We start from the raw sequence: 13,762 nt of genomic DNA on the forward strand, positions 1-13,762 counted from the left end.
TACAACAGACTTTGTATTTTGTTATTATTTTTGGATGAAATCTCCTTTTTTTCAGATGAATAAACGAATTTTAAAGATGAGTAGGGAGGAAGAAAAATGGCACAGGAAACAGATATTTCTGCGAAGGAGTTAGCAAATCAGTATTATAATTTATTGGCAGATTGGATACCTCAAGATGCTTCACTTGCCATAGCCGTTGGGGAAACTTACGTTTACTATATGGCGGGGGCATATGATATTCTTTTAGAAAATGGAAAAAAGATAAAAACAGGAAGTATTGCAGATCAAGTGATTCAAAAAAGAAAAAAAGTTGAAGCTGTTATAGATCAGGAAATTCTAGGTATCCCATATTACGGTATTGGGTATCCCATCGATTTCTTAGGAAAAACTGCCGCTTTAATCATTATTTTATCTCCTGATCATTCTGTCATTAAAAAAAACCCTTTTCGCTTCATAACAGGGAAACAGCAGGATGAATGGGTGCCAATCTCAATCGATAAAATTTCACATTTTGAAAGCTTAAATAAGAAGAATTGGTTTTATGCTGATGGAGAACAATACAAAGTCAATTTAACATTAAAAGAACTTTTTAAAAGATTACCTGACTATTTTTTAAGGATTCATCGTTCCTATATTATTAACATCCATGCGATCAATCGCATCACACGCGATTATTCTTCAAATCTACTTATTATGATGAAAGACGGATCAGAGTTGCCCGTCAGCAGTTCTTATCTAAATGAAGTAAAACAAATTCTTGAACTATAGCTATGAGGTGAAACTTCGCTCAGTGAGGGTTTTCTCTATCGCTCACTGGGTGTTTGTTGAAGCAATCAGGCTTTTACAGACAGTTAATTCCACACTGATCCTCTGTTTTTTTCATTCAAACCAATTTTTCGTGTATGGTCAAGAGCAATCACACAAAGAAAATGAGCAGACATTTTCGAGGACTCGAGCAAGCCGTAGCGAAAATCCATATAGATGGAGTTAAAATTAACTATTCGAATTTTCAAGAAAATTCACATAAAATCATATATATCCATTTATGGTAAATAGATAAATTTGCTAAGGTCACTACATATGTTTATTTTTTTCTGCTATTCCTAGTAGTTTTACGTGGTTCTTTCATTTTCCCCTCTTCTAATCCTTCTTCTATAACATTTTGTCGTATTCTTTATACATTTTTCACTTTCCAAATGATCCAAAATAGCGACAATGTTATATATGTTTTAAATAAAGCGAAACTTCTTTCATTGGAGCTTTCTTCCCCACTCCAGATGTTCATTGAAACCCCCACTACTTTTTACGAATGATAGATTTCCACACTGATTCCCTTACTTTTTTACTAAAATCTTTTTATGAAAACCTTACAACCTGTTAATCCCGAAATAAAATAGAAAAAATAAATTTATTTTTATGAAAAAAAGGTTGAAAAAAGCGCCTAATTTTGTATAATAAATAGCGTTTTAGTAAACTCAAAGTTTTGTTAAAGTAAACTTTTATCACTTTAAGTTGGGTAAAAGTAAACTACCATTATGTTTACATATCGGAAATATCGGAGGAGGAGTTCGTATAGATGCAAATCGGAAAAAAAATAAAACGACTTCGTCTAAAAAAAGGACTTACCCAAGAAGAACTGGGTGAAAGAACGGACTTGAGCAAAGGATACATCTCTCAATTAGAAAGAGATCTAAACTCTCCTTCTATCGAAACTCTTTTCGCCTTATTAGAGGTTCTCGGTTCAACACCAAAGGAATTTTTTGATGATGAAGTTGAGGAACAAAAAGTTGTATATACCGCAGAAGACTATACCATTTACACGGACGAAGAGAAAAAATATTGTATTGAGTGGCTTATGCCCACTTCCAATGAAAAAGAAATGGAACCAGTCATGATTACTTTCGAGGAACATGGGGAATTCAAGCAATTTGAACCATCCTTATCTGAAACTTTTATTTATGTCTTAGAAGGGCGTGTAAGACTCGTTTTAGGTAAACAAGAATTTGTGGCATCAAAAGGAAATACGATTTACTTTGATGCTTCTGATCATCATCAATTATTTAATGATTTTGCTGGCAAATCGGAAATTTTACTTGTCGCAACAGAATCATATTTATAGCTTAGGAGGTCAGTAAATGTCAGAAAACACAATTATTCGCTTTGATCATGTTTCCAAATCTTATAATGACGGAACTGTTGTATTGAAGGATATAAGCTTTGAAATGGAACGGGGGAAATTTTATACTTTACTTGGTCCATCAGGCTGCGGCAAAACAACAATCTTACGTCTTATCGCAGGTTTCATGGAACCGACCAATGGCGATATTTATTTTAACGGTAGAAAGATTAATAACGTTCCTGCGAATGAACGCCAAGTTAACACCGTATTCCAAGACTATGCACTTTTTCCGCACTTAAATGTCTTTGAGAATGTTGCATTTGGTTTACGTATTAAAAAAATAAATGAAGCAGAAATCATCAAAAGAGTAGAAGAAGCCTTAAAATTTGTCAACTTAACTGGTTACAACGAAAGAGAGATCTCTGAAATGTCTGGAGGGCAACGCCAACGTGTTGCGATTGCAAGAGCTATTGTGAACGATCCTGAAATCATCCTATTAGATGAGCCACTCTCTGCGCTAGATTTAAAGCTTCGTACAGAAATGCAATATGAACTTCGGGAATTACAACAACGTTTAGGCAAAACATTTGTATTTGTTACACATGATCAAGAGGAAGCGTTAGCAATGTCAGATGAAATCTTTGTCTTAAACGAAGGACATATTCAACAAAGCGGCTCTCCAGTTGATATTTACGATGAACCGATCAATCGTTTTGTAGCTGATTTCATCGGTGAATCGAATATTGTACCAGGGATCATGGTAAAAGACTTTGAGGTCACTTTTACTGATAAAACCTTTGAATGTGTGGACAAGGGGCTTAATCCAAATGAAAAAGTGGATATTGTGATTCGTCCAGAAGATTTAGAAATCACTAGTGTTGAGCATGGGAAACTTGTCGTTACAGTAGATACCCAGCTTTTCCGTGGTGTCCATTATGAACTTTCAACCTATGATCAGGATGGTAACGAATGGCTTGTACATTCATTGAAAAAAGCAGATGTTGGTGCAGAAATCGGCTTAGACTTTGATCCCGAAGCTATTCACGTTATGCGATTAAACGAATCGGAAGAAGATTTTGATAGACGATTAGAATCTTATGGAGAAGAAAATCATGCGTAGAAAAGGGAATTTATTTTCGCTGATCCCCTACTATATTTGGATTCTCTTATTTGTTATTGCACCAATTCTTTTAGTCGTCTATTATTCATTGCTAGATTTAAACGGTCACTTTACTTTAAATAATTATACGAACTTTTTTACAAGTGTTTATCTGAAAATGACGTTAAATTCATTTTGGTATGCGTTTCTAATCACATTATTTTCATTATTCGTATCTTATCCAGCGGCTTATCTCATTACAAAGTTAAAACATAAGCAGCTTTGGCTGATCTTAATCATTATTCCTTCGTGGATCAATCTATTATTAAAAACGTATGCATTTATCGGTATTTTCGGCAATAAGGGACCGATTAATGCTTTTGTCCATGCAATAGGTTTACCCAATCAGCAAATTTTGTTTACAGATTTCGCCTTTGTTTTTGTAGCTGTATATATCTTTATTCCCTTTATGATCTTACCGATTTTCAATGCGCTTGATAAACTAAACCCTGCATTGATCGATGCAGCACGTGATTTGGGGGCTTCTAAATTTACAACATTACGTAGAATCATTATCCCTTTGACGATGAATGGGATCAAATCTGGCGTTCAAGCCGTATTCATACCTTCCCTTTCTCTTTTTATGATTACTCGCTTGATCGCTGGTAACCGTGTCATTACACTCGGTACTGCAATTGAAGAGCAATTCTTAGTAACACAAAATTGGGGAATGGGTTCGACAATCGCTGTATTCTTGATCATCTTTATGTTTATCATCATGCTCTTTACGGGTGAAAAACGGAAGGGGGCATCACGTCATGGAAAAACTCAGTAAAAAAGCAAAGCTCTATTTAGCTTTTGTCTTTGTTGTTCTTTATGCACCGATCCTATTCTTAGTGTTTTATTCTTTCAATAGTGGCGACTCGATGACAAATTTTAAATCTTTTACATTCAGTCACTATTCCGATGTTTTTAACGATTCAAGATTGATGGTGATTTTGATCAATACAATTGTGGTCGCCTTGTTATCTGCTTTAATCTCAACCATCATCGGCACGCTTGGTTCGATTGGGATTGTTGCCATACGTAATCGTAAACTTCGAAATATGGTGTTATCATTAAATAATATTCTCATTGTCAGCCCAGATGTTATTATTGGCGCTTCATTTTTAATATTATTTACAATGGTTGGCATTAAATTAGGCTTTGCTTCTGTTTTACTTTCTCATGCAGCATTTAGTATTCCCATCGTTGTCCTAATGGTTTTGCCCAAGTTGCAAGAAATGAGTTCATCATTGATTGATGCAGCATTGGATTTAGGTGCTAGCCGCCGAGATGTATTGACACGAGTTATTTTACCATTTATCAAGCCTGGGATTTTCGCAGGTTTCTTTATGGCTCTCACTTACTCATTGGATGATTTTGCTGTAACCTTCTTTGTCACTGGTAATGGATTTAGTACTTTATCTGTTGAAATATACTCAATGGCTAGAGCTGGAGTTTCTTTGACAGTGAATGCAATCTCCGGTTTGGTGCTATTTGTCACATTAATCCTTGTATTAGGCTATTACTTTATCATCAATCATCAAACAAGAACGGGGGCTCATAAATGAAATCACTAGTGCGAGCAACCATTGGTATTCTACTTGTATGTGGTATTCTTATGTACACTGCACATGCTATGGATACAACTACAGGTAAATCCGGGAAAAATATATTAACGGTCTATAACTGGGGAGAATACATTGATCCAGCTTTACTGAAAAAGTTTGAAAAAGAAACAGGCATTCATGTCATATATGAAACATTTGATTCGAATGAAGCAATGATGACAAAAATCGAGCAAGGTGGGACAAACTACGATATTGCCGTACCGTCAGAATATGCCATCGAGCAAATGAAAGAACGTCATCTATTGAAAAAAATTGATCATTCTAAAATCCCAAATTTAAAAAATATAGATGCTGATTTTTTAAATCTTGATTTTGATAAAAAGAACGAATACTCTATCCCTTATTTTTGGGGCACGGTTGGAATTGTTTATAATACAAAACTGTTAAAGGGATATGACTTTAACAGTTGGAATGATCTGTGGGACCCCTCTTTAAAGGGAAAAATCATCTTAGTTGATAGTGCACGCGAAGTAATGGGTGTAGGTTTAAATAGTATGGGAAAATCCCTTAACTCAACAGATAGTGATGAGCTAAATGCCGCTACTCAAAAACTGATCAAAATGGCGCCCAATGTGAAGGCCGTTATAGGAGATGAAGTCACACAGCTGATGATCAACGGCGATGCTGAAGCAGCATTAACCTGGTCAGGTCAAGCCGCTGATATGATGTATGAAAACGAAGATTTAACATACAGCGTTCCTGAAGAAGGCTCAAATTTATGGTTTGATAATATGGTTATTCCCAAAACAGCCAAGAACATAGATGGTGCTCATCAGTTTATCAACTTCATGTTGGATCCTAAAGTAGCTGCTCAAAATGCCGATTATGTAGGTTACTCCACACCTAACAAAGCAGCGTTAAAATTACTCGATCCGGAAGTTGTTGATGATGAAAGGTATTACCCTTCCAAAGAAATTCGCAGTAAACTTCATGTATATAAAAATTTAGGGAAAGAAAAAATTGGTGAATACAACGAATTATTCTTGAAATTTAAAATGTCTATTCGTTAAGAACAAGCGGCATTTGCCAAAACAAATAGAATACACTGGCTTTAGTAGTACGAATCCTACCAACGTAGTTTGTACTACTATTTTTTTAGCAAATATGAAGGAGGGCACCCACTTTAAGAATCGAGCCAGACTTCTTTTGCTTTTTACTGGGTTTTTAAGTGTAAAGTTTACTGCACATAATACAGATAAACGATACGAGCAGTCCTATCTTTAACACTTCTAGCCTAAATGTAATGCGTCATAGGGTGATTTAATTGAATAGCGAACATACAAACGATATAATTTGAACTATACGAAATAGACAAGGAGAAACATAGACTATATGAAGAAAAACAATAAATTAGCACTCTTCCTATTAATCTTCAACATGTTTATCACTATGAGTGCTATTGGCTTAATTATTCCAATTATGCCAAACTTTTTGAAAGAATTTGGAGCAACAGCGAAAGTACTAGGTTATTTAATCTCTATTATTGCTTTTGCCCAATTTATCTTCTCTCCGATTGCCGGTGGCTTGTCAGATCGAATCGGAAGAAAAAAATTGATTATTTTTGGCTTGATCCTCAACGGTACTAGCCAAATTTTATTTGGATTAGCTACAGATTTGTGGGAATTGTTTATTTTACGTTTTTTAACTGGTGTAGGATCTGCTTTTATCGTTCCTCCGATTATGGCATATGCTGCTGATATTTCAACAATTGACGAACGTGGTAAAACGATGGGTATAATCGGTGCAGCCATTTCCTTTGGCTTTATGATAGGACCAGGAATTGGAGGAGTACTCTCCAATGTCAACTTACACTTTCCGTTCTTTGTAGCGGGTATTGCTGCTATTATTGCAGGGATTTTGTCATTGCTCTTTTTGCCAAAAACAGTACCAACTTCCAAGGAAGCGCCAACTGATAACAATATTATTAAACAAATGATTCGTTCAGTTCGGACACCCTATTTTGTATTATTAATTGCTGTCTTCGTATTCTCATTTGGAATTGCAAATTTCCAAGCAACATTATCCATGTTTTTAACAAATAAATTCGACTATACACCAAATGATATTGCTATCGTGATGACAGTTGGCGGCTTTATCGGAGTCATTGTGCAAGGTTTGCTACTCAACCGCTTGTTTGAACGTTTTGGTGAGATGAATATTATTCTATACAGCCTAATTGCTGCTGCCTTCTCGATGCTAGGAATGATCTTCGTCAATCGGTTCTTTTTAATCCTACTTGTGGCAACTCTATTCCAAACAGCTACAACCTTAATTCGTCCAGCTGTAAATACACTTATTTCAAAAGTAGCAGGTCAGGAGCAGGGATACGCTGCAGGGATGAACAATGCTTATATGAGCCTTGGAAACATGATCGGACCAGCAATTGCTGGAACATTATTGGACTGGCATATAAATATTCCATTTATCCTTGGTACAGTCATCTTAATCGTTTGTTATTTCATCACCTTTATCTGGAACAAAAAATCATTCTCAGCTCACTAATGATAGAAAATAATAAGCGGCATTCTCAAAGAAAGAGAAATGCCGCTTATTAAGTTAATTAGGAAAAAAAGCCGAGATCAATAGGAAGCGAAAAACTCCATGTCTCCACTTCATGGATTGTCGACCACGCTAGCCCCTATTTTCTCTTATTCTTTAATAACACATCGACATCTAATTGATGACTGTCGTCCTTTTTCCTTCCATTGTTATGTTTGCTTTTGCTCAGCAATCCTCGAATTTTCTGCCATCCAAATCTTCTCAATGTAATATCTATAAACAATAGGATCATCGCTATGAAGATCAACCAAATCATCATTCCTTGTTGCTCGAAGCTATTATTGGGAAGCTTTCGGAAAGCCTCACTCGAATTTTTCAAAACTTTTCCGCCAGTAGCGTTAGCAATGTTCTGAAGTAACTCTGTATTTGGCTGTTGCAGCTGGTATTCCTTACTGTAAGGAATCGTTACACCTGCTTTGTACATACCATTTTCAGCATTGGTAATACTGAAATAAACAAGCCCTGGTTGATGGTCGATATAGACTTTGCTTTTTCCAGGGGCTACTGTTTCTTCTGTTATTTCTACTTTTTTTCCTTCATCATCTACTACTGAAATATCCATAAATGCCGATTTATGTGCTGCATCTGTTACTAAGTAGGAACCGTCCGATTGCTGGGTAATCGAATAAGGCACCTCGTCATATGAAGGAAGAAGTTCAGAAACCGCTGTATGCCAAAATGTTGACCATTCACCCCAGCGAGCCCAATCACCCGCCCATTTTCCAGATGTATCAGATGTATAGGCAATTGATTTTCCAAGTCCATAGTTCCATTCTGCAAGTACCGGATCGTCTTTTTTACTTTTTGCAACCACCTTTGCTGTTTGTTTGGCTGTAGTCGCAATGTAAGCATTCATTTGTGGTACCCCTTTAGCAAATAACGAATCCCACGGAGCCCCAGATGTAATTACTGGATAAAATGGATGGTCCTCAATATAGGTTCTTGTCATCATTGATGTTTCACGTGATAAAATAGAAGGGATCGTTTCTTCATCTGAAACATCATAAAAACGCCCCGTTCCAAAATGTGCAAGGTCTTTCAATAAAAGATGATCTGCATCATGACCAATCGCAACCGTCGATAATGTAATATTGGATTGTTTTCCTTCTTCAATAAGCTGTTCATATGAACGATTTGTCGCAGATTGACCATCTGTCAATAAAATAATGTGCTTTCTTTGAAGCTTTAATGGCTTTAATTGGTTATAAGCCATTTGAAGTGATTGAAAGATCTCTGTTCCACCCTCAGGACTAATAGATAAAATATCTTTCATCGCTTGCTTTTTATTTTTCAAGGGAGCTGTATCGATAATATTCCATGGACTACTATCAAAGGCGATAAAGCCAAATGTATCATCTTTTCGAAGTAACTCTACTGAACGCACTGCCGCTTCCTTTGCCAATTCTATTTTGTTGCCTGCCATACTACCTGAACGATCCATTACGATCACTAGCCCTAAAGAGGGGAGCTGTTCTTTACTCTTTACCTCCATCTCAACAGGCAAAACCTGTTCAATAGGTGTTTGAAAATATCCTCCTAAACCATAACTGTTATCTCCGCCCGTCATCATAAAGCCAACACCAAAATTCTTAACCGCCTGTTCAATCATCCTCATTTTTGCTTCCCCTACTTCATGACCGGGGACATTATCAAAAATGATCGCATCATACTGCAAATACGATGTTTGGGAAGATGGCAATTCAGAAGCTGCAACAGTTTTCACTGTAAGCTCTTTTTTCCCGATTAGTTTAGATAAAGAGGTTGATCGATCATTTGCATGAACAAGTAAAACACGGGGTGTCCCTTCTACAGTTGTAACACTCGTCCATTTATTATTTTCTAAAAATGCATCATCGGCTACCTTGAGTGTAGCTTCATATTTTAATAATCCTTCCTTATTGCTGATATGTTTAAAAGTGATTGTATTCTTTCCTGCATCTAAAGAAACATTTTTCTCCGCAATTGTTTGATCATTTAAAGAGATGAATAGTTTTCCCTTTGTTTCCTCAGAAGCCTCAATCTGCACTTGTAATTGTTGTTCTTCACCCTTATAAGCAATATTCGGTGTTTGAAAATCTGCAATGGCTGCATCCTTCAATTGATCATTGGTCAGTTGAACAGTGTCGATTTGGATACCATTATTCTTAAAATAATTTAGTTGATTCTCTACATTGCCTGAGGTTTCTAAACCATCAGAAAGCAGCACAACACGCGTTGCCTTATTTTTTTGTAGCATATTCGTCGTCAATTGCAATGCACTTGCCATATTAGTTTCACTAGGGTCCGATACATCTTGCCATTTAGGGATTTGTATGGTTTCGTTTGTTACTCCTACATCTGTTTGTATCCCCTTTGCAAAACTATAAACGCCGACACTTTGAGAATCTTTTTTTGCCTTTAAACCTTCTTCGATCCAAGATGCCACTTCCGACTCTGTTCCTTCCAATGAGGCGGAGCGGTCCACTAGGAAAACAATTTGTTGTTCTTGAATAGGTAGCGAAATATAAGGTCTTGTAATGGCCAATAGTAAACAAAAAATCGCTAATAATCGTAAGGAGAAGATTACCCAATGCTCACGTTTTTGTAAGGTTTTCTTTTTTAAAAACCAAATCATATACACAGCAATAGGAATGGCTAATAGTAGCCAAAGAGGTTGATCAATTCGTAAATCCATATCGACGCTGCACCTCCCATTCTGCTATCAGTAAGCCAAGTATCATGATGATGAGAATCGTACTAAAAACCGAATCATCTTTCGCTATTGTATCTTTTTTTGAAACTTCTCCATATTGGAAGGTAGTTCCTTCAGACAATGTTTTTTCTTGCTGCTCAAGCGCTACGATGAAATAGAATGCATCATCACCATCAGATTTAGCATAATATAGTCCTGGCTTCGCTGGAGCTACAAAACTACCGTTATCCGTTAACGTAGTGATGTATTCGTTGTCTGCTGAGTAAATATCGTAGTTTTTTGGGCCGTTTGGCAATGAAATAACTCTTTTTTCTCCAGGTTTAAATGTACCAAGCTGACTTTCCGTTGCTGTTAGCTTCTCCTTTACGTTCCATAAAAAAAGTGGAAATGAGGGATGTAGGGCCCAGTCCGTCATTTGCAAATCTGTTAAAACGACGATATGCCCATTTTTTGTTTGCTGGATCAATGGTTTGTCATCTATTGTTGCTAACGTTTTAGCATTTTGTACTTCAGGATAAATTTTTTCTACATAGATATCATCAATGGGTGCATATGAAAAAAGGTTTTGATCAATTGCTTTTATATTTCCTTGAACCGAAAAAGCTTTTTGATCATCTCGCCCAATAAGTAATACCGGATTTTGCGTTTGCTTTAAAAACTGTGTTTGATTTGTTACCAGTAAATTACGTCCTTGAATCGTTCTCAATTGTTTAGAAGTAATCGTGCTTGCCGCTGGATCAATGGATTGAAATGCTTTGAAAATTAGCTGATGCAGTGACTGATCCACATAGATCCGTGACTGGTCAGTTGCAAGTAGTGCACTCATTGACTGGTCTGCTGTATATTCATCATTGACAGTCAACTTTGCTGTTAATGCCGTGGTCATCTCTAAATCATTTAGTACCGTTTTTGTTACTTGACCTGCTTTCAGACTGACATTCTTTTCTGCCATCAACTTATTGTTTGCATCATATACTTTGAGTGCAGCTTGCTGATTTTTTTTCGTTTGATTTTCGATTTGAGCGATCGCTTGGACACCTTTTCCTGACTGAATGGCTCCAAATCGTTGAAGTGAAATATTTTGATACTTGTGGTCTGTTCCTCGCACAATCCATTTCACATTTTTAGTACGTGTCGGTAATTGTTTACGATCCATGACATCTGTAAAAATATAGACAGCTGTTGATTTTTTTCCAATAATACTTTGTAGAAAATCCATTGTATTCGACCAGTTTTCATGACCATATGTAACCTGCAATTCATCAATAGCTTTCTGGATAGTTGCTATTTTTTGCTCATCACGCAATAAAATTTTAGGCTCTGCATCGACTGTAATGATGGTTACAGATTTGCCACCGAGTTGTTTGGACAACGTATGCATTTCTTGCTTGTACTTTTCAAAGACAGATTGTTTCCCATCATCCACAAGCATCGATGCAGATGTATCTACTACCCAAATAATTTGTTCACCAGCTATAGCTTTCGATTTTATATAAGGTTGAAGTAATGTCAATATCATGAAAAGGAATAACAGCATTTGTAGATAAAATAATGTATTACGTTGTAAATGTTGTAAATATGGAGATACTTTCGTTTCTTTCATCACTTCTCTCCAAAAAAGGGTTGAAGAAACTTCCTGCACACTATATTTTTTACGAAAGAAATAATAGATGATGACAATCAGTGGAAAAACGATCGTCCATAGAAATGCCAAGTTCGAAATACCCATTTACATCACCTCACCGTATCCAATAGGCTTTCGTCAACTGCTGAAATAAAATATGTTGTATCCCATCATTCACTTTTATGGATAAAAAAGCAATGCCATATTGATGGCACAATGCCTCTAATTGCTTTTGATGTGCCATGCGCATTTGTTGATAGGAAGTAAGAACAGCTTGTGACATCGAAACATTTAATGGCTCTTTTGTTTCCATATCTACTAATTGCACATCTCCTGTATAAGATGGAGCCATTTCTTCAGCGCTTTGTAGCTGTAAAAAGCGTACATCTCCCGCTAATTTGGGTAGTTGTTTAAAAAATATTTGCCATTCTTCTAGATGCTCCAAGCCATCAGAGATAATGATCAGAACGGTCAAATCTTTTGGTATGACTGTCAATGCGTTACGAGCAAAATTCCCCTTTGTATCCGGTTTTTCAAGTTTTGCTACTGCCTGTTCAAAGGCTTTTTGAAACCTTGCTCCTTTTTTTCTAAATGGCGGTAAAGTTGTATTGTTAACATAGCTAAAAGATAAATGATCGTCTTTGTTCAGCACCATACTTCCCAAAGCCACAGTTAATTGTTTGGCTACTTTCCATTTTTCTTCTTGTGCCATTGATTTTGTCGTATCCAATAAAATATGAACACGCATTTCCTGCTCATCTAAAAATCGTTTGATAAAATATTTTTCAGTTCTTGCTAATACATTCCAGTCCAACTGACGCACATCATCTCCAGGATGATATTCTCTGAAATCGGAAAATTCTAAGGATGAGCCCAAATATTTTGAACGATGTGACCCTTTATGTTGGCCACGAATTCTAGATTTGCTCTGTAAGCTGTAACGGCGAATTCTGCTGCTCCATTCTGGGGATAATACAGTTTTCTCCTTATTCATATCAGTTTTCCTTGCTGTATGGATTCGATTAGTTGGTCGATGACTTCATCAGTTTGAAGTCCTGTAGCCTCGCCTTCATAATTTAGCAATATGCGATGGCGTAGGGCAGGTTTTGCCACCGTTTTAATATCCGCAATTGAAACATGGAAACGTCCATGCACTAAAGCTCTTGATTTAGCTAGCTTTATCATACTTTGTAATCCCCGCGGACCACTTCCATATTCGACATATTGGCGAACCATCTCGGGTGCAGTTGATTGATCTGCATGCGTCGCAACGACTAAGTCAACTGCATATTCCAGCATATCCTCCGCAATAATAACTTCCTTCACCATTTGTTGTATATCGACTAATTGTTCAGCTGATAATTTCTTTTCAAGTTCAACATGATTTGCACCAGTCGTCCTTTTCATAATTTCCATTAATTCATTTTTCGTTGGACTTGGAACGTGAATTTTACATAAGAAACGGTCCATTTGAGCTTCTGGAAGTGGATATGTCCCTTCCATTTCAATAGGGTTTTGAGTGGCTAAAACAAAAAACGGTTTTGCCATTTGCTTCGTATCGCCTAGAACCGTCACCGTTTTTTCCCCCATCGCTTCAAGCAATGCACTTTGCGTTTTAGGCGTTGCACGATTGATCTCATCGGCTAATACCATTTGGCTAAAAATGGGGCCTTCTTGAAATTTAAAATGCAATGTTCCATCAGGCATTCTTTCTATCACACTTGTACCTGTAATATCTGTCGGCATTAAATCCGGTGTGAATTGTATCCGCGTAAAGGATAAATCTAAAACCTTTGAAATGGTGCGAACAAGCATGGTTTTCCCTAGTCCAGGAAGGCCTTCTAATAGCGCATGACCATCCGCCAATATGGCATATAGTACGAAATCAATTGTCTCCTCTTGCCCAACAATATAACGACCGATTTCTTGTCTTACCTGCTCCAGTTGTTCACTTATTTGTTCGTATTGCTCAGCAGTGTGTGCCATCGTCATTCCT

11 protein-coding genes are annotated in these 13,762 nt (G+C 36.7%); 7 read left to right on the top strand and 4 right to left on the bottom strand.

Annotated elements, in window-relative coordinates; all coding sequences use genetic code 11:
* The first annotated feature begins 96 nt into the window (after nt 1–96).
* The 7 genes from FEZ13_RS08740 (at nt 97) to FEZ13_RS08770 (ending at nt 7,393) form a co-directional block, all read left to right on the top strand.
* Nucleotides 97–768, top strand: a complete 672-nt coding sequence (locus tag FEZ13_RS08740; protein ID WP_146552314.1) for a LytTR family DNA-binding domain-containing protein — start codon at nt 97–99, stop codon at nt 766–768.
* A gap of 808 nt (nt 769–1,576) precedes the next feature.
* Nucleotides 1,577–2,119 carry a helix-turn-helix domain-containing protein gene (locus tag FEZ13_RS08745; RefSeq protein WP_146552315.1) on the top strand — a complete coding sequence of 181 codons (543 nt, stop codon included), beginning with the start codon at nt 1,577–1,579 and terminating at the stop codon, nt 2,117–2,119.
* A gap of 16 nt (nt 2,120–2,135) precedes the next feature.
* Nucleotides 2,136–3,239: an ABC transporter ATP-binding protein gene (locus FEZ13_RS08750; protein WP_146552316.1), complete on the top strand. Its 1,104-nt coding sequence runs from the start codon at nt 2,136–2,138 to the stop codon at nt 3,237–3,239.
* The gene (locus tag FEZ13_RS08755) at nt 3,232–4,053 is read left to right on the top strand and encodes an ABC transporter permease (RefSeq protein WP_146552317.1); all 822 of its coding nucleotides are present in this window, start codon (nt 3,232–3,234) and stop codon (nt 4,051–4,053) included. The genes FEZ13_RS08750 and FEZ13_RS08755 overlap by 8 nt, the downstream gene beginning before the upstream one ends.
* A complete protein-coding gene (locus FEZ13_RS08760; protein WP_146552318.1) occupies nt 4,037–4,831 on the top strand; it encodes an ABC transporter permease in 795 nt (264 codons plus the stop codon). The genes FEZ13_RS08755 and FEZ13_RS08760 overlap by 17 nt, the downstream gene beginning before the upstream one ends.
* The gene (locus FEZ13_RS08765) at nt 4,828–5,901 is read left to right on the top strand and encodes an ABC transporter substrate-binding protein (RefSeq protein ID WP_146552319.1); all 1,074 of its coding nucleotides are present in this window, start codon (nt 4,828–4,830) and stop codon (nt 5,899–5,901) included. The genes FEZ13_RS08760 and FEZ13_RS08765 overlap by 4 nt, the downstream gene beginning before the upstream one ends.
* A 322-nt stretch (nt 5,902–6,223) precedes the next feature.
* On the top strand, nt 6,224–7,393 hold the full coding sequence (locus FEZ13_RS08770; protein WP_146552320.1) for an MFS transporter: 1,170 nt from the start codon (nt 6,224–6,226) through the stop codon (nt 7,391–7,393).
* A gap of 136 nt (nt 7,394–7,529) precedes the next feature.
* Here FEZ13_RS08770 and FEZ13_RS08775 read toward each other — a convergent pair whose 3' ends face one another.
* From FEZ13_RS08775 to FEZ13_RS08790, 4 genes are read right to left on the bottom strand one after another with little or no spacing between them, the layout of a single operon-like run.
* Nucleotides 7,530–10,124 carry a VWA domain-containing protein gene (locus tag FEZ13_RS08775; protein ID WP_146552321.1) on the bottom strand — a complete coding sequence of 865 codons (2,595 nt, stop codon included), beginning with the start codon at nt 10,122–10,124 and terminating at the stop codon, nt 7,530–7,532.
* Nucleotides 10,108–11,871 carry a vWA domain-containing protein gene (locus FEZ13_RS08780; protein ID WP_146552322.1) on the bottom strand — a complete coding sequence of 588 codons (1,764 nt, stop codon included), beginning with the start codon at nt 11,869–11,871 and terminating at the stop codon, nt 10,108–10,110. Before FEZ13_RS08780 ends, FEZ13_RS08775 begins: the two co-directional genes overlap by 17 nt.
* A 10-nt stretch (nt 11,872–11,881) precedes the next feature.
* Nucleotides 11,882–12,760 carry a DUF58 domain-containing protein gene (locus tag FEZ13_RS08785; RefSeq protein WP_146552323.1) on the bottom strand — a complete coding sequence of 293 codons (879 nt, stop codon included), beginning with the start codon at nt 12,758–12,760 and terminating at the stop codon, nt 11,882–11,884.
* Nucleotides 12,757–13,752: an AAA family ATPase gene (locus FEZ13_RS08790; protein ID WP_146552324.1), complete on the bottom strand. Its 996-nt coding sequence runs from the start codon at nt 13,750–13,752 to the stop codon at nt 12,757–12,759. Before FEZ13_RS08790 ends, FEZ13_RS08785 begins: the two co-directional genes overlap by 4 nt.
* Nucleotides 13,753–13,762 lie beyond the last annotated feature (10 nt).

It is taken from the genome of Rummeliibacillus sp. SL167, assembly GCF_007896505.1.
GTDB classification, from domain to species: domain Bacteria; phylum Bacillota; class Bacilli; order Bacillales_A; family Planococcaceae; genus Rummeliibacillus; species Rummeliibacillus suwonensis.